The 15,451-nt window shown below is 33.8% G+C and carries 13 protein-coding genes and 1 pseudogene; 6 read left to right on the top strand and 8 right to left on the bottom strand.

Features of this window, described 5'->3' with window-relative positions:
• Positions 1–195: 195 nt before the first annotated feature.
• Both HOG71_04340 and HOG71_04335 read right to left on the bottom strand, forming a co-directional pair.
• Positions 196–1,977: a peptidase M14 gene (locus tag HOG71_04340; protein MBT5990061.1), complete on the bottom strand. Its 1,782-nt coding sequence runs from the start codon at positions 1,975–1,977 to the stop codon at positions 196–198.
• Positions 1,967–2,476: a hypothetical protein gene (locus tag HOG71_04335; GenBank protein MBT5990060.1), complete on the bottom strand. Its 510-nt coding sequence runs from the start codon at positions 2,474–2,476 to the stop codon at positions 1,967–1,969. Before HOG71_04335 ends, HOG71_04340 begins: the two co-directional genes overlap by 11 nt.
• Before the next feature lie 247 nt (positions 2,477–2,723).
• Here HOG71_04335 and HOG71_04330 point away from each other — a divergent pair, with 247 nt between their 5' ends.
• Positions 2,724–3,287, top strand: coding sequence for an RDD family protein (locus HOG71_04330; protein ID MBT5990059.1), 564 nt, complete (start codon positions 2,724–2,726; stop codon positions 3,285–3,287).
• A gap of 67 nt (positions 3,288–3,354) precedes the next feature.
• On the opposite strand, the gene HOG71_04325 is transcribed toward HOG71_04330, so the two are convergent.
• A complete protein-coding gene (locus tag HOG71_04325) occupies positions 3,355–3,753 on the bottom strand; it encodes a hypothetical protein (GenBank protein ID MBT5990058.1) in 399 nt (132 codons plus the stop codon).
• 105 nt (positions 3,754–3,858) lie between these two features.
• Between HOG71_04325 and HOG71_04320 the strand changes: the two genes are divergently transcribed.
• Positions 3,859–4,053 carry a DUF1289 domain-containing protein gene (locus tag HOG71_04320; GenBank protein MBT5990057.1) on the top strand — a complete coding sequence of 65 codons (195 nt, stop codon included), beginning with the start codon at positions 3,859–3,861 and terminating at the stop codon, positions 4,051–4,053.
• Here the strand turns inward: HOG71_04320 and HOG71_04315 are convergent.
• Both HOG71_04315 and HOG71_04310 read right to left on the bottom strand, forming a co-directional pair.
• Positions 4,050–4,451 (bottom strand): DUF2147 domain-containing protein, encoded by a 402-nt coding sequence (locus tag HOG71_04315; GenBank protein MBT5990056.1) that lies wholly within the window; start codon positions 4,449–4,451, stop codon positions 4,050–4,052. The two genes, HOG71_04320 and HOG71_04315, sit on opposite strands and share 4 nt — an antisense overlap.
• A 233-nt stretch (positions 4,452–4,684) precedes the next feature.
• Entirely contained in the window at positions 4,685–5,545 is an 861-nt protein-coding gene (locus HOG71_04310) for a hypothetical protein (GenBank protein MBT5990055.1), read from the bottom strand.
• 235 nt (positions 5,546–5,780) lie between these two features.
• Here HOG71_04310 and HOG71_04305 point away from each other — a divergent pair, with 235 nt between their 5' ends.
• Complete coding sequence (locus HOG71_04305) at positions 5,781–6,380, top strand: hypothetical protein (GenBank protein ID MBT5990054.1); 600 nt, start codon at positions 5,781–5,783, stop codon at positions 6,378–6,380.
• On the opposite strand, the gene HOG71_04300 is transcribed toward HOG71_04305, so the two are convergent.
• The 3 genes from HOG71_04300 to HOG71_04290 all read right to left on the bottom strand — a co-directional run bounded on the left by HOG71_04300 (position 6,377) and on the right by HOG71_04290 (position 11,440).
• A complete protein-coding gene (locus HOG71_04300) occupies positions 6,377–7,273 on the bottom strand; it encodes a DMT family transporter (protein MBT5990053.1) in 897 nt (298 codons plus the stop codon). The genes HOG71_04305 and HOG71_04300 overlap by 4 nt on opposite strands.
• Before the next feature lie 36 nt (positions 7,274–7,309).
• A complete protein-coding gene (locus HOG71_04295; GenBank protein MBT5990052.1) occupies positions 7,310–9,508 on the bottom strand; it encodes a bifunctional (p)ppGpp synthetase/guanosine-3',5'-bis(diphosphate) 3'-pyrophosphohydrolase in 2,199 nt (732 codons plus the stop codon).
• A gap of 837 nt (positions 9,509–10,345) precedes the next feature.
• A complete protein-coding gene (locus HOG71_04290; GenBank protein MBT5990051.1) occupies positions 10,346–11,440 on the bottom strand; it encodes an alkene reductase in 1,095 nt (364 codons plus the stop codon).
• 124 nt (positions 11,441–11,564) lie between these two features.
• On the opposite strand from HOG71_04290, the pseudogene hppD reads away from it, so the two are divergent.
• From hppD to HOG71_04275, 3 genes and pseudogenes are all read left to right on the top strand, one after another.
• A pseudogene (gene hppD / locus HOG71_04285) lies at positions 11,565–13,841 on the top strand (4-hydroxyphenylpyruvate dioxygenase).
• Between the two features lie 8 nt (positions 13,842–13,849).
• Positions 13,850–15,127: a fumarylacetoacetase gene (gene fahA, locus HOG71_04280; protein MBT5990050.1), complete on the top strand. Its 1,278-nt coding sequence runs from the start codon at positions 13,850–13,852 to the stop codon at positions 15,125–15,127.
• Positions 15,128–15,133: 6 nt separating this feature from the next.
• A partial coding sequence (locus tag HOG71_04275; GenBank protein MBT5990049.1) for a flavin reductase family protein occupies positions 15,134–15,451 on the top strand: 318 nt, incomplete at its 3' end.

Raw genomic sequence — 15,451 nt, 5'->3', positions numbered from 1 at the left:
AAAATGTTTCTCCTATGAAAAATATAAATTTTGTTCAAAGTAAAATACAAAATTTATATGCTCAGTCGGAATCGCTTCGCTTTTACAGTATCAATTGCCAAAAGTATATTGCTCATTTTAACTAAAAGAGTCACCGAATTGTTATTGCATTAGTATATGTAAACAAGGAGAAGTAACCGTGCTTTACAACAATAATTAATCTGCATAACGTATTTTATTCAATTCAGATTTAATCATAATCCTACCTACAGGATATGAGTTTATTCTGCTATCCCAATAAGCTGTTTTGCTGTAAAACCAATTCAACATAGTCCATTGATTATTGGCAAAGTCAGGATCATTTTTTAGTTTTTCTTCGAATTCTGCTTTTAATTCAGGATCCGACTCTAACATGTTTCTGGCGATTTTTTCCATAACATAGCTCTCGCCATATTCTTTCTGCTCGAAAATCGAATTGAAAAAACCCCAATATGCAAATGAACCAATAGCTTCCGGTTCCAAAATGCAAGCAATAACTTTAGCTGTAGGTTGGTTTAAGCCAACAATAACAGATCCTTGTGGATATTCACGCTCATTTTCTACTTCAGATAAATCAAATTTCTCTAATATTTGTCTTCCCTCAAAAGAATTCGATCGCCAAGCAGGATTGGCAAAATGATAACTATTTACACGCAAACTAACAGCTTCGGCTATAGTATAGGTTTCAATTCCATGATTTTTTAGGCGGCTGATTACTTCTGTCCATTCAGGAGGAATAATATAAGCTTCTGGTAGAAAAACTTGCTTTTCAGGAACATGCTTGTCGAAGAAAGGAATTTCAAAAGTTGCTGGTTTAGTTGAATATTTAAACCAATTGCCACCTGTTAAATCACTGGTGGTCGTTTCATATTCTACTCCCCTGAATTTCACCATACTACTATCCGAACTTGCTTTGTATGTTAGCGTATATTTTTTTGCTCTAAAGCTTTCGCTCGACACAAAACGCTCAGATTCATCAATCAGGTTTTGAAGATGGTAATATTCCTTATTTAAAATAGTCAGACTGTGTACCAGCATTTCATAAGTACTTGAAACCCGTGTTTTATAGTCTTTAAGCATATGACTTTCAATCAATAATCCAGGTCGGTTTTGAATAGCGCTATATGCCTGTGATAGCATCGGATTACCCGGATAACTCTTCAGTCCACTTCGTGGATCATGCCAGTTTCGGAATGCCACATAAGGGAATATCGGATAATTAGCCTTTTCCATCTTTTTCTCAACATATTTGATGAATACATCTGTTTGCCAGTTCGTAAGTTTTTCTGACATATTTCCATAGATTTCCATGCCATAAGTAAGTACGTATTGATAATCTGCTCCATCGGTGCTATGAATGTCAATAAAAAAATCAGGAAGCCATTCAAGGAAGAGTTTATGCCAGGCTTGAGTTTCCAAGGCATCGGCTTTCAAGTAATCTCTATTCAGATTCAAATTGATGGCATTTGTCCTGAATCCCATTTCTTTTGGTCCATTTTGATTGATTCGACCATAAGAACTGAAGTTTTCGTGACCATCAACATTTAATATGGGAATAAATACAATGGTCACCTTATTTAGTAATTCGCTGTGTTTTTTATGAATAACAATATCTCTGATTAACATCATGCCCGCATCTTTACCATTGATTTCTCCTGCATGAATTCCAGCTTGAATAAGTACAATTGCTTTTTCAGTTTGCTGCACTTCTCTGGCTTGTTGCATTCCGTCCTTGTCAACAATAATCAAGGGCAAATCTCGTCCCTGCAAACTTTTACCAAAAGTGGTGTAATGAACCAATTCCGAAGCTTTGTCGAGCTGTTTGCAAAATGCAATTGTTTCATCGTATCGGGAAGTTTCTTTAAACGCTGATTTTTCATAATGTGTAAGGAATTCATCATTTTGAGCAAATAAAAAGAAAGTAGTTAAGCAAAGTAACAATGTGTATTTAATTCTCATCTGTAAGCTTATTAAATATTAAAAATTTATTTTTAGCATAACTATATCGAAAACCATAATATAAAAAGTAAAGAGCCGAAGTAAATAGAGATAAGGAAAGTGATATGAAAAATACAGACAATGCTTCTGCAGGAATTGATAAATAACGAGTTGAAAGAAATCCAGCAGAAATCATAAAACCCATTAATAAATAACTTTTTAAGTCAAATACAGAAAAAACACACACCCAATTGGTTGCTTTATTAATTATCCGTTTTGTATGTTTTAACAATATTCGATGAAATACAAACTGAAAGAATAGAACATAAACGATACTTCCAATAGTATAAATTAACCAGTGATTACTGCTTTTGTGAAGCTCAATTAGTAAAACCAAAAACACGCGGTATGATGCGTAAAGCCATATAAATCCAGCTAAGAATAAAAGCATCCTTTTTGGAACTCTGGGATTAATAATATGTACGAATTCTTTGAACTGCATGTTTGCGTTAAAGTGCATTTACCTACTTCTTTGGAAAGCCAATTCTTTATTGCTGTAATAATACAAATTTCAGTGGAAATTATGTAATTAAATGGTAAAATATCGTTGATCAAATCATTAATTGAAACGATTCACTTAAAAATGCTTAAATTTAATCTATAGAAAATTGATTATTGAAATTTTGGATATTGAAAATAATTGTATCATTTAGCATGCTAAATAGTCAATTTTTCACTGATTTTTGTAACATTAATTAGCTTTTGAAATGGATACAAAAGAAAAAACTGATGAAGTATTTCATGAGATTCCCGAGTTTTACACGGAGAAAAACTTATTTGGATTAGACGTTTCAAACTTAAAAAAAGCCAAATCTTCAAAATTTTTAAATGAATTATTGGATATCAAAATTATTGGAGATTACCAATATGCCACTTTATGGATACGAATCATTGCTTACCTAATTGATTGCTTGCTCATTGGAATTTTAGCTGCCCTATTCCTAACAATGTTAGTAGATACTGATATTGTTGCCTTTAGTTTTGTAACGAGTTTAGTATTGTTGATTTTAACAACTCTTTATTATGGATATACCGAAAGCTCAGAGCATCAGGCAACAATTGGTAAAAGAATAGTAGGTATTAAGGTAATCGACCTTCACGGCCAGCGAATAACATTCAAGAAAGCATGTTTACGTTATATTTGGATGTTTTTATCATTTCTCCCCTTGGGAGCTGGTATTTTTGCCATTTCATGGAATAAATACGGACAAGCTTGGCATGATATAATCACTGATTGTTTGATCATAAAAAATAGGAAGTCTAAAAATTAAGGTTTTAAGAATTGTCGCTAATTATTAAATAAAATACAGAAACGATCATATTGAACTTCTTTTTTCTTTATATTTTCTTTCCATATACTTTGTGCGTTCTTGTTACTGCTTTTGGACTATCTATTAAGTATTTAAAGTAAATAGAATCAATAATGAATTGACCAGAAGCGCAATATGGATTAGATGCAACTATATTTCCTTCTCCATCGACATCCAATATGCAATATTCTTCAATACTATAATTAGCCCTTAAGTTGCCATACTTATCATTTTCATATTTAATAGAACCAGTGAAAATAGTTGTGTCAATAAATTCACCAAAGCCCGGAGCATATTCAGTTGAAATAAAAACAAATTCCCATTCACCTATATATTGTTTTAATTCGTTTTTCGTTGGTTTCTTACACTGAATCAAGAAAACCATGAGAACTGTGAAAATTCCAAAAGCAAAAATTCTAATATTCAATATTGTCTACTTAAGTGTTATGCTTTCAAATTTATTAAATTCTTGCCCAATTCTTGCAAAAGAAGAAAACCATTAAAATAAAAGCACACAACTCCTAAAAATAAGATGTCAGAAGTAAAAAGTCCTTGTATTAATGTTTGCACTTATGATGAAAACAAGATTTGCTTAGGCTGCAAACGAAGTGAAGAAGAAATTATCAATTGGGATATTTATACAAACCAAGAAAAGACAATTGTAATTGATAATTGCATGAAAAGACGTTCGGAAGAAATGGATTATTATGGAGGCCCTTTAGCCTAAGAATTTCTTTTCCAGTCGATTGATTTGGAGAAAATGCTCAGATAACCCGTAACCTCCAACGTATTTCTATCCTTGAGCTTTAAACGCCCTCTATATCGATCGCCAAATTTAGGTCGAATAACCACTCCTTCTGACCATTCGTTATTAGATTTATATTCAAATTCTTTTAAAATAAATAAAGGCTCGTTCTGGGTTCTTAATTTATGATCCAGATTATCATCAAATGCCTTTATTAATTGCCCATAATATTTATGGTTTTTTGCTTTGTATATTTTTACGATTCCTTTGTCACCATCGGAATTAAAAGATATCCACTCACCTACTATGGAGTCGCCAGCATCAGGAAAACTTCCTGCTGAAAAGATTAGAGCTAAAAGAACGACTGTTATAAGTCTCATTATTTGTTTGCCTATCTGTAGATTTTTCAAAATAAATAAGTGGCAAACGTACATAAAAAAATCAATTAGAAAGAAGTTTTTTAGACAGAATAAAGTTATTCTTAGAAGGCGCTAAAAAATATTCTAAATAGCAAACTCTCAACGTAGATAATTTTATGTGCAAACTCATTTATCCATATTGCTCGGATAGATGAAGGAGTCTATCAAAAATTGGAAAAGATTCTTAAGGTTAATTATTTAACTACAATCACGCAGTATTTGCTATTTTTCCAGAAGCTCTTTGCATTCGTGATTTTAATTTTTTCAATGGCTTTATCACCAATTAACTTATAGGAGTTTGTTGGGTGGTTTGTAATAATTTTTGCCTCTTCGGTTTGTAGTATTATTTCATTCAATTCTCTGATATCGACTTTAGTGAAATAATTCACATCAAAATCTTGCTTAAGTGTAGTGCTTTTACCTATACCAATAAAACCGCCAGCTTTTGTCAGAATATTTTGTTCTCTTAGCTCCTTTTCTGTTCCGTAAACATAATAGGCCGTATTAATTTCGATGATTTGTTCTTCAATGATTTTAGATTTTTTTGAAGATTCTGTTTTCACTGTATCTAGTGTTGCAGATAGATTTTTAACTTCAATATTTAGCGCATCCAATTTGTCGTTCAGTTTTGCCAATTCCAAATCCTTAGCAAGCATTTGATCCTGCAAATAAGTAATCATTTTCTGTAATTCATTATTGTTGCCACCACTAGCCTTCAACTTCTGTTCAAGATTGCTTATTTTTCTTTTATTCTCATCCATCAAATCATTAATCAGTTTGATGTCTTCTATTATTCTTTCCTCATCTCCGGGAGATAGTTCATTATTCAGATCGTTCGTATTCAGCGTAATAATATTCTCAGCTTTTTTTATCTCGTTTAAGTTGTTCTGTATTTCGTTGAACGCTTCTACATAATCGATAACAATACGATCCTGCATGGATGTGACAATAGTCAGACTATCATTTACCTCTACAAGACGCTGCATTTCTTGCTTATTGTTTTGACAAGAGATTAATACACTAAGTGCCAATGGAATCAATAATAACTTTTTCATTTGTTTAATTTTGTTTTTTGATACTTCGAATTTATACTATTAATAATGAATGGAAATATAATTTGTATTTTCAAATTCAAATCATATTATTGATAATTAGGTCTTGAAACATTTTTTTGACATTATATTTGCATAGAAGTACACACTTTATATCATGAAACAATTAAGCATAATTTTTCTTTGCATTCTGCTGCCTATCTTGGGTTTTAGCCAGAAAGGTGTATATTTTCGCGTCATGGGAGGTGCTTCAATCCCTTTACAGGATTTAAGTTCAACTGTATGGACTACAGACGACAAAGCGGGTGGTTTTGCCAATATTGGCTATCACGGAAGTGTGGATTTAAGTTGGTATTTTACACCAAATTTTGGTGTGGCAGTTAGTGGAATGCGATCCTATTATAACGTAAATAAGGATAAAATTCATGCAAAAGCATTTGAACCGGGAATAGATTCAATTGTATATGTTGATGCAAGTCCTTGGGTATTTGGTTTTATGATGTTTGGACCAGTTTATAATGTTTTTCTCTCTGAAAAACTGGTTATGGAAAGTCGTGTTCAAATAGGACAAGTACACACCAATTCCCCTAAAATTGAATTGAGAGTGTTGGATGTAAATGCAGACTTAAAAACGTATACACGGAATTTTTCATATGCTGAAGGACTGCAGTACAATGCAGCCATTGGACTAAAGTATATGCTTGAAGAAGAGTTGTGGTTAAGTTTTTTGATTGATTATCATTTTACCCAATTGGAGTTTACATATCGAGAAACTATTAAAGTCCCAAATAATTTAGGTGCTTTAAATGCATCAATTGGTTTGTCTTATAAGTTCTAGATAAAGAAAATCACTACTCCTACTACGCTCAGCACCGCTCCTATAATTTCTTTTAACGACACTTTTTGTTTATAAAGCAGTACCACCGCAGGAATAATAAGAACGGGAACTATAGCCATGAGTGTTGATGCAATGCCGGTACTGGTGTAACTTACAGCAACCAGTGAAAATGAAACACCTAGAAAGGGTCCGAAAATAGAACCTATTGTTATGTTTGACATTACTTTTTTGTTTTTAAGCGATTTGTAAATTGGTTGCCATCTTTTCAAAACACTAACGATAATAATGAAACCAATCAGGCCAGCTATTATTCTTATTTGTGTAGCAGCAAAAGGATCATAATCCTGCATCCCCAGTTTACTTAGCACTAGTCCAACTGCTTGACCAATTGCTCCTAAAAAGGCAAATATCAATCCCTTCACAGGCTGATTAAAACTCAGTTTGAAATTGCTATTTTTTTTGCTTAAAACAGCTAACCCAATTCCAAACATGACCAAAATCATCCCAAAAACGTGTCTTAAGATCATATGTTCTCCTAATACAATCCAACCGATAATGGCTGTCATGGGAGGAACAAGAGTCATCATTAACATGGCAATTCGAGATCCAATTATTGGATATGATTTAAAAAGAAAATAGTCTCCCAGAACAAAACCTATTATCCCTGAAGCGCTAAGCCAAAGCCATTGATGCAGACTGGCATCAGTTGGTAAAATCAGTCCTCGAAGAGCAAAATTTAATATTGAAAGAAAAACAATGGCTAATGCTAAACGAGTGATATTAACAGCTATGGTACCGACTTTTTTTGTGGCTTTTTCAAAAGCAAGAGCTGTAATGGTCCAGCAAAAAGCGGTAAATAGGGCTGCCAGTTCTCCAGGATGATTGAGAGTCATCTGTCAAAAGTAGGGAATGAAAGTCAAGAAATTAATCTAATCAAGTGAATTAATTCGAACAGCTTTTTCAATTCCTTTGATAGCTTTGATACGGCCTAACAAACTGTTCAGCTGACTGGTATCACTTACATTTAGCAAGAGTATTCCTTCGAACTTAATTTTATGCGTATGCACATTGAAAGCATTAATATGAATATTAAATTCTTTTGAAACCACATCAGTTATTTTGCTAATCATGGCCATATCATCTTTACCAGTTATTTTCAGTATCACTTCAAAATTCAACTCACTTTGCGCTTTTATCCAATATACGTTTACTTGTCTATAGGCTAAATTCTTATGCATATGTAATGCATTTGGGCATTTTTGCTTGTGAATGCTAATACCTTTATGAATAGTTATAAAGCCTGAAATTAAATCACCTAGTATGGGCGAACAACATTTTGCATAGCTAAAAATAAGATCTTTTATGATAGCACCTTCAATACTGATACTTTTCTTAAGATCTTGATCATCAATTTGTTTAGATGATTTTGGTTTAATTAATGGTTCACTTAATTTCTTTTCCTTTTCTTTTTGGGATTTAATTAATTCTTTAAGTTTTAATGCATCCAACTCCTCATTTGCAACTTTTGAGTATAGCTCCAAAGCATTGTTAAACTTATAATGATTAATTAGGAAATTAATAGTTGAATCATTAAACGGTAATTTCCAATTTCTGAATTTTCTTTTAATTATTTCTTTGCCTCTTTCAGCTTCCAAATGCTCATCCTCCTTAAGCATTCGTTTTATTTTATTTTTTGCTTTATTTGTTTTTACAAAACTCAACCAATCTATTTTTGGTTTTTGTTTTTTACTAGTTAACAGGCTAACCTGATCTCCATTTGCTAAAAGATGTTTCAAACTAACTATTTTGCCATTTACTTTAGCTCCTGAACATCGAGCTCCTAGATCAGAATGTAAACTAAAGGCCATATCTAACGCAGTTGATCCATTTTTAAGTTTGACTAAATCTCCATGAGGAGTAAAAACAAATATTTCATCGGGTTTTATTGTTGAAGTATTTGTTGCAGTTAAATCACGAAGTTGTGAATTTGGATCCTCAAATAGTTCTCTGATAGTTACCAACCAATTCTCAAACCATTGAGCAGTTTTTCCTCCTTTATATTTCCAATGAGCTGCAAGCCCTTTTTCAGCTTGTTCGTTCATTCGCTGTGTTCGAATTTGAATTTCAACCCATTTGTTAGAAGGGCTTTTAACGGTTATATGCAACGATTCATACGCATTTTCTTTTGGTAAACTGATCCAATCTCTTAAACGTTTGGCATTGGGTTCGTAAATATTTGTTATTATTGAATAAGTCTGCCAGCAGGCTGCTTTCTCATCTTTTAAAACTGATTTTAAAATTATACGAATGGCAAAAATGTCAAAAATTTGATCAAATTCAACATTTTGTTTTTTCATCTTCATCCATATCGAATGTGCAGTTTTTGTTCTCCACGTGATTTCATAATCAATTTTCTGACTGAGTAATTCTTTATGAATTGGTTCCAGAAAAGTGCTGATAAATTCATTGTATTCAGATGAAGTATTTTTTAATAATTCATTTATTGAAGCATATTCGTCAGGGTATATATAACTAAAAGCAATATCTTCAATTTCATTCTTCAATTTATATAATCCCAACCTGTGAGCTATTTGAACGTATAAATAATAGCATTCTTTGGCAATTTTAATTTTCTCAGGTTCAGCATATTCATTTAACCTTCGAATTTTGTAAACACGATCAACTAATTTGATTAGAATTGCTCTAACATCAGATACCGATGTTAAAAGAAGTTGAATGAAATTTTCTGCTTGTTTTTGGCTATTCTTAGTATCAATTGTTTCCAGCAGTACCAAATCTTCAAGTATATTAATAATTTGGGGGGCAAATTTATCTTTCAATTCTATTTTGGAAATCAACTTCAATTTATAGGAGTCATAAAGCAAAATACTAATAATTGAGCTGTAGCCAAGATAAAGTTCATTAATAGCAATTTTTGCTTTATCAATCGACTCTTGAATATGCGTGTTATTGGTATTTTTCTCACTAATGCTGATTAGTATTCGAAATGCTTCCTTTATTTTCGATTGCTCAGCTCGATTAATATTATTTCCCAAGGCAGAAATAATGGAGCGGTAACTGCTTGAAAAAGTATTTTTTTCAGTAGAAAAATTTAAAAATCGATACATAATAGTGTTATGCCTGAAGCAATGCAAATTTAGGGCAAGAAAATAGGGTGACAATGGGAGGATATAAAAGGCGAATGGGAAGCAATCTGTTCGACTACCTCCCATTCTACTTTAATTCTGCCGTAGCATCTTTAAAGCGCCAAGCTAAGCTTGTTAACCGACCTTTCTTTTCAAAGCCGAGGCTCTGATGTACAAATCTGATCTGCAGCCCGCCTACCTTTTACAATAAGCTGATTCCATCTCTCCTTTCTGACACAGTCTTACGTCAAAAACATTGCTGCTTTCATCGTCAAGTATAGATTCTTCTTTCCTCTACCTGTTACAGCTTTGGCTGCCCAAATCCCTGCTTCTTCAGGCTGATCTGCGTTAAAAACCGCGAACGGCTCTCAATCTTATAGCCCAATTTTCACATCTTCTTCTCTTTCAAGCATCTGATGCTTCCATTGCAATACCCGATAAACATGATCGCAGCCTTTCGGCCTTGTATTCATATTTGGTTGCCTGTTAATTGTTTTTGCAAACTCATAATTTCACAACCCTGGCTTCAATCGCTGGCCCTCCACACTGCCCCTTGCGAGACAAAGTCATGAACCTGACTTAAGTGTCCAAATTATTGCTAACTTTTCTGATCTTTAGTCCTGATCGGTTATCTAGTTTACTTCTTAAACTTGATGACTCAAAAATAGATTAGAAACATTTTCCCACCAAATTTTCCACCTATTAATTAGTTACAATATTCTAACAATCAATGAGTTTGTATGTTGATATGTTTATAACATCCTTAACTAAGAGAGAAACAGCGTGTTATGAGAGCCTATTTTCCACAATATTGTATAATCAGATTTGCAATTTCAGAAATGGATAATCTGTATAGCCTTTTTCATCCCCTCCATAAAAAGTATCTGTCTCCCATTCGTTTAATGGAGCATTTAGTTCAAAACGTTTTACTAAATCAGGATTCGAAATGAACGCTTTTCCAAAAGCAACTAAATCAGCGGTTTTATTTAAAATAGCATCATTAGCACTTTGTAGGCTAAAACCCCCGCTGGCAATGAGTGTGCCTTTGTAAATGGGGCGATAGAACTCAGCAACATCAGTAGCATATCCTTTGAGCTTAGAAACGTCATGCCATGGCTCAAGCAAATGCAAATAGGCTAAATTGTATTTATTCAATTCATTAATAACATAAGTGAAATGCTTTTTCGAATTTGAATCAGACATTTCCATTTTAGTTCCACTTGGTGATAAACGAAGACCAATTCTTTGGCTATTCCAAACTTCAGCAATTGCCTCAATTATCTCAAATAAAAATCGAGAACGGTTTTCAATACTACCACCATATATGTCTTTACGAATATTAGTGCCATCTTGCAGGAATTGGTCTATGAGATAGCCATTAGCTCCATGAATCTCAATGCCATCAAATCCAGCACGAAAAGCATTTTCTGCAGCAAATTGAAAATCACTTATAATTTTTTTGATTTCAATAATGGATAACTCTTTAGGTATCACAGAATCTTTATAAGTATTCCCTACATTAATAGATGCATTCATTTTTATAGCTGATGGAGCTTGAGGATGCATATTCTTTGGAAGCAAATCAGGATGTGAATAGCGACCTACATGCCATAATTGCAGAAATATTTTCCCACCCTTTTCATGTACTGCTTCACATACTCTTTGCCAGGCATTTGTTTGTTTTTTTGTATAGATTGCCGGTGTATCTGGATATCCTTTTGCAAAAGCTGAAATTTGTGTTGCCTCAGCTATGATTAAACCTGCTCCCGCTCTTTGTTGATAATATGTTGCATTTAATTTAGTAGGACTACCATCTTGTTGAGCCCGCCTTCTGGTCAATGGGGCCATTACAACTCTATTATTAAGTTGTAAGTAAGTTGTTTTATAGGGTTCGAGCAACTTTATTTTTGTCATGATTGAATTTCAAAAGGTGATTAACAAAGTCCCATGTTTCATTGCAAAAATAAACCTAAAATTTTTCTAAATTTGTAATTGACAACAATATATAATTAAACTCAGTCTAAATTAAATTTTCACTATGCCACATTACCATAAATTGGGAAAAATACCTTTAAAACGTCATATACAATTTAGAAAGGATGATGGTAGTTTGTATGCTGAGCAGTTGGTTTCTACTGAAGGTTTCTCAGATACCTATTCCTTAACTTATCATGTGCAGCCTCCGACCAAAGTATTACATATTGATTCGCCTATTGACATCGCACCCACTATTGCAATGGATAAAAATATGCAGAACCGCAGCTTTCAGGGTTTTAAGCATAAACCAATCGATGATTATTTGGAAAGCAGAATAGCTGTTTTGGTGAATAGTGACCTGTATATATTATTGGCAGCTCCTAAAAAATCAATGACAGACTATTTTTTCAAGAATTCCTCTGCTCATGAAATGGTGTTTGTTCATGAGGGTCATGGTGTTTTAAAAACCATGTATGGAAATCTTCCTTTTAAAGAAGGAGATCACATAATAATACCCAGAGGAGTAATTCACCAATTTGAATTTGTCACTGAGAATAATCGATTGTTTATTGTTGAATCTTTTTCACCCTTCCGATTCCCAAAAAGATATATAAATGATGCCGGACAATTATTGGAGCATGCACCTTATTATGAAAGAGATATAAAAAAACCAGAACAACTAATGACCTTTGATGAAAAAGGTGATTTTTTAGTAAAAATCAAAAAAGATGATTTAATTTATCCTTATCATTACGAGACACATCCTTTCGATGTTATTGGGTGGGATGGATATCATTTTCCCTATACACTTTCTATTCATGATTTTGAGCCTATTACCGGCAGGGTACATCAACCCCCTCCTGTTCATCAGACATTTGAAGCAAATGGATTTGTAACTTGTGCGTTTGTTCCAAGATTGTACGATTATCACCCTGAAGCAATACCTACGCCTTACAATCACTCAAACGTAGACTCGGATGAAGTTTTGTATTACGTAGATGGAGAATTTATGAGTAGAAAACATGTTGAAAGAGGACAATTTACCTTACATCCTATAGGAATTCCACATGGTCCACATCCTGGAGCTGTTGAAAAAAGTATTGGCGAAAAGCAGACAAATGAATTAGCCGTTATGGTCGATACTTTTAAAGCCTTGAAAATAACGAAAGAGGCTTTACAAATGGAAGATAAGGACTATTATAAAACTTGGTTAGACGATTAATTTATTGATAAGATGAACAAAAAAACAGAAGATTTTTTACCTATTGATGGGACCGATTATATTGAATTCTATGTTGGAAATGCGAAACAAGCTGCCTTTTATTACCAAACAGCTTTTGGATTTCAGCCGCTGGCCTATAGTGGTCTTGAAACAGGAAATAAGGAAAAGACCTCCTATGTATTGGTGCAAGATAAAATTAGATTAGTTCTGACAACTGCATTAATTCCTGATTCTAAAATTGCAGATCATGTAAAACAGCATGGCGATGGAGTAAAAGAAGTAGCCTTATGGGTTGATGATGCACGAAAATCCTATGAAGAAACGATAAAAAGAGGTGCACGATCCTATTTTGAGCCTCGCACTGAAAAAGATGAACATGGCGAAGTAGTGCTTGCAGGTATTTACACCTATGGCGAAACCGTCCATATTTTTGTTGAAAGAAAGAATTACAAAGGAACATTTTTGCCTGGTTTTGTGAAATGGGAACCTGCGTACCAACCTAAAGATGTCGGATTGAAATATGTAGACCATATGGTTGGAAATGTTGGTTGGGGTGAAATGAACACATGGGTTGATTTTTATTCCAATGTCATGGGATTCAAACAAATTATCTCATTTGATGATAATGACATTTCCACAGAATACACTGCCTTGATGAGCAAGGTGATGTCGAATGGAAATGGACGTATTAAATTTCCAATAAACGAACCTGCTAAAGGAAAGCGTAAATCACAGATCGAAGAATATATTGATTTCTATAAAGGAGCTGGCGTGCAGCATGTTGCTATGGCAACAGATAATATCATTCAAACAATCACAGAACTTCGTGCAAGAGGAGTTGAGTTTTTGCATGTTCCAGATTCATATTATGAAACTGTATTAGATCGAGTTGGACTGATAGAAGAAGACATAAACATTCTTAAGGAATTGAGGATTTTAATTGATAAGGATGACGAAGGCTACCTTCTTCAATTGTTTACGAAGCCTGTTGAGGACAGACCCACTGTATTTTATGAAATTATTCAAAGAAAAGGTGCTAAATCATTTGGAAAAGGCAATTTCAAAGCTTTATTTGAAGCCATCGAATTAGAACAATCAAAAAGAGGAACACTATAAAATTACGTATGATTAAAGCAAATAATCCAAAACTAAAATCCTGGCTAGCAACAAGTAAGGATAGCGATTTCCCAATCCAAAACATCCCATTTGGGATTATTAAACCGTCCGGACTAAACTCTCGTGTTGGAACACGGATTGGAGATCATATTATTGACCTCAGCGCTCTTGCTGAATTTGGCTATTTTGATAATCTTGGTTTAGGATTTAAGGACATGCTAGCCTTTAGACAATGTAAACTAAACGATTTTATTGAATTGGGGAAACCAGCTGTTCGAAACATAAGGAGTCGAATTTCAGAAATATTTGAATCCAATAGTAATATTCTCAAAAATAGTGAGAAACACAAAACCACCGTGCTTTACCAACTAAACGATGTGGAATTGCTTTTACCTGTTAATATTGGCGATTATACTGATTTTTATTCCAGTAAAGAACATGCAACCAATGTGGGCATAATGTTTAGAGATCCGGCAAATGCTCTTTTGCCAAATTGGTCTCATATGCCCGTTGCATATCATGGTCGAAGCAGTTCAATTGTTGTATCGAATACCAACATTCACAGACCAAAAGGTCAATTAAAGGGCGAAAATACTAATCCTCATTTTGGACCTACTCAACAAATGGATTTTGAACTTGAAATGGCATTTGTGGTTGGTAAAGACAGTGAATTAGGTGATTCTGTTTCTTCTCATGATGCAGAAAATTATATTTTTGGCATGTTTATTTTCAATGATTTGTCTGCCAGAGATATTCAAAAATGGGAGTATGTGCCACTTGGCCCCTTTTTGGGGAAGAATTTCGGTTCTGTTGTCTCACCCTGGATAGTTACAATGGATGCTCTTGAACCTTTCCGAACCAAAGGACCAGAGCAGGATACCCCCATCCTTCCCTACCTTTCTTTTGAAGGAGAAAAAAGTTTCGATATAAATTTAGATGTTTTTATTCAGCCAGATGGAAAAAAAGCACATCGGGTTTGTCAGTCTAATTTTAAATATCTTTATTGGAATATGAGTCAACAGCTTGCCCATCATACAGCTAACGGCTGCAATATTCAAATTGGAGATGTATGCGCCTCTGGAACAATTAGCGGACCTACAAAAGATTCCTTTGGATCGATGCTGGAATTAAGTTGGAAAGGTCAAAATCCAATTATATTCCCTGATGGTTCAGAACGGAAATTTATCGCAGATAATGACCAAATTATCATGCAAGCTTATGCTCAAAATGAAGATGTAAGAATTGGTTTTGGCGAAAGTATTACTAAAATCCTACCCACTAAATAGAAATTAATGCAAATTGATCCCAAAAATACCGATATCATTAAAATTCAAAGCATTATGGCTGGAGCCATTGCTCCCCGACCAATTGCTTTGGCCAGTACAATAAATGAAAAAGGCATTCCTAACTTATCACCATTTAGCTTTTTTAATTCATTTGGTGTAAACCCTCCAATATTGGTTTTTTCTCCCTCCAGACGCGGGCGAGATAATACTACTAAACATACGTATGATAATATTAAGAATAACAAGGAGGTAGTTATTAATGTTGTGAGCTATGATATGGTTCATCAGGTAAATTTAGCTAGTTCAGAATTTGCAGACGATGTG

This window comes from Bacteroidota bacterium (assembly GCA_018698135.1).
In the GTDB taxonomy this organism is placed as follows: Bacteria; Bacteroidota; Bacteroidia; order CAILMK01; family JAAYUY01; genus JABINZ01.
The sequence above is the reverse complement of the archived record's forward strand: the minus strand, read 5'-3'. Positions and strand labels throughout refer to the sequence as shown.

What these genes read in the sequence shown, in the direction of transcription:
- HOG71_04300 (MBT5990053.1), bottom strand. Translation starts at nt 7,273, where the DNA reads ATGACTCTCAATCATCCTGGAGAACTGGCAGCCCTATTTACCGCTTTT.
- HOG71_04335 (MBT5990060.1), bottom strand. Translation starts at nt 2,476, where the DNA reads ATGCACTTTAACGCAAACATGCAGTTCAAAGAATTCGTACATATTATT.
- HOG71_04290 (MBT5990051.1), bottom strand. Translation starts at nt 11,440, where the DNA reads ATGACAAAAATAAAGTTGCTCGAACCCTATAAAACAACTTACTTACAA.
- HOG71_04310 (MBT5990055.1), bottom strand. Translation starts at nt 5,545, where the DNA reads ATGAAAAAGTTATTATTGATTCCATTGGCACTTAGTGTATTAATCTCT.
- HOG71_04295 (MBT5990052.1), bottom strand. Translation starts at nt 9,508, where the DNA reads ATGTATCGATTTTTAAATTTTTCTACTGAAAAAAATACTTTTTCAAGC.
- HOG71_04320 (MBT5990057.1), top strand. Translation starts at nt 3,859, where the DNA reads ATGTCAGAAGTAAAAAGTCCTTGTATTAATGTTTGCACTTATGATGAA.
- HOG71_04305 (MBT5990054.1), top strand. Translation starts at nt 5,781, where the DNA reads ATGGGAGGTGCTTCAATCCCTTTACAGGATTTAAGTTCAACTGTATGG.
- HOG71_04340 (MBT5990061.1), bottom strand. Translation starts at nt 1,977, where the DNA reads ATGAGAATTAAATACACATTGTTACTTTGCTTAACTACTTTCTTTTTA.
- fahA (MBT5990050.1), top strand. Translation starts at nt 13,850, where the DNA reads ATGATTAAAGCAAATAATCCAAAACTAAAATCCTGGCTAGCAACAAGT.
- HOG71_04330 (MBT5990059.1), top strand. Translation starts at nt 2,724, where the DNA reads ATGGATACAAAAGAAAAAACTGATGAAGTATTTCATGAGATTCCCGAG.
- HOG71_04315 (MBT5990056.1), bottom strand. Translation starts at nt 4,451, where the DNA reads ATGAGACTTATAACAGTCGTTCTTTTAGCTCTAATCTTTTCAGCAGGA.